This is a genomic window from Streptomyces sp. LS1784, assembly GCF_020103755.1.
In the GTDB taxonomy this organism is placed as follows: Bacteria; Actinomycetota; Actinomycetes; order Streptomycetales; family Streptomycetaceae; genus Kitasatospora.
The window spans coordinates 1-1,390 of the sequence record NZ_JAHSQD010001046.1 but is presented as its reverse complement, the minus strand read 5'-3'; the positions used below and the strand labels follow the sequence as shown (position 1 = coordinate 1,390).

Here is a 1,390-nt window from a genome sequence, read left to right as displayed (position 1 = left end):
CACCGGAGCGGGCCGGCCGTCCGGCACCTCCGGGGCGCCGTCCCGGCGCGGGCCCTGGCGGCCGAGCCGGACGCCGGCTCGCACCACCACGTCCTCACGCAGCATCCGGGCCAGCTCGTGCGAGAAGTCGATCAGGCCCTGGAGCGCAGGGCCGTCGGCCCGCAGCGCGCGCAGCGCGGCCGAGCCGACCTCCCGCCCGGAGGCGCAGCGCACCCCGTCGGCGAGGGCCTGCTTGGACACGAAGTGGAAGTACAGGGCCCCCTTGCTCACCCCGGCCCGGCGGCTGATGTCGACCAGGCTGGCGGCCTCGAAGCCCACCTGCGCGAAGGTCTCCGCGGCGGCGAGCAGTACGGCCTGCCGGGTCCGCCCAGCCCGTTCCTGCTTGACCACTGGCCCCCTCCGGACTCGGCCGGGCGCGATCCCCGCCCCACCCGGCTGCTGTCGGCGCGCCCCCTGCGGGGCGGCTCTCGCATGCGGACGGCACCTTCCGAAACCGCATGGTTGGTATCTAATCTAGCGCCTGCTTCGCCCCCGCCGTCCAGCGGGGACGGCCCCCCGCCCATGGTCCGAAGCCTCCCGAACGGGCATTCCCCCAGCCCACGGGGCAGGTAGCTGCCCGGACCGGAGAGTGCGGCCCGGGCACCCCCAGTCGCCGAAGACAAACCGGGTGGTATGTATGTTTTGTTTGGACGGCCGTGGCGGCCGCTCCGACCGACACCCTGAAGCGGGGGCCAGTCATGCCATCGATCGTAGAGCCGGACCCGCACGGCCCGTACGCCCACCCCGGCCCGGGCGGCGGTGGCGGCTTCGACTTCCACGGCGGCCCCGCGAGCGGCTACGACCTCCACGGCGGCCCCGCGACCGGTTACGACTTCCACGACCGGACGGTCTCCCGGCACCTGGTGCACCGCGCCTCGGTGTCCGAGGTGTTCCTCACCGGCTGGCAGGCCACCGGCCCGTACGACTTCCTGCTCGGCGCCCAGTGGCCCCGGCTGCACGGCTTCTACCGGCTGCCCGGGGACCGCTACCACGACCCGGTGCTGCTCGCCGAAACGATCCGGCAGGCCGGGCTGCTGGTCGGCCACGCCGGGTTCGGCGTGCCTCGCGGACACCACTTCGTGATGGAGGACCTCTCCTACGCGCTCGACGAGCCCGGGCTGCCGGGTCTGGCCGTCACGACCGGCCCCGCCTCGCTGATGCTGGCCGTCGGCTGCGAGGACGTCCGGATCCGGCACGGCGAGCTGGTCTCGCTGCGGGTGAGCGTCGACGTCACCCGGGACGGCCTGCCGATCGGCCGCGGCACCGGCCAGCTGCGGGTGCTCTCCCCCGCCTCGTACGCCCGGCTGCGCGGCCCCGCGCGGCGCACCGTCCCACCACGGCCGCCGGCGCC

2 protein-coding genes are annotated in these 1,390 nt (G+C 75.3%); one reads left to right on the top strand and one right to left on the bottom strand.

All coding sequences use genetic code 11. The features are described from left to right. Positions 1–390 (bottom strand): helix-turn-helix domain-containing protein (locus KS423_RS45495; RefSeq protein ID WP_224285516.1); only part of this gene is annotated, 390 nt, incomplete at its 3' end. A gap of 347 nt (positions 391–737) precedes the next feature. Here KS423_RS45495 and KS423_RS45490 point away from each other — a divergent pair. Then, the coding region (locus KS423_RS45490; RefSeq protein ID WP_308020332.1) for an AfsA-related hotdog domain-containing protein at positions 738–1,390 on the top strand (653 nt) is incomplete at its 3' end.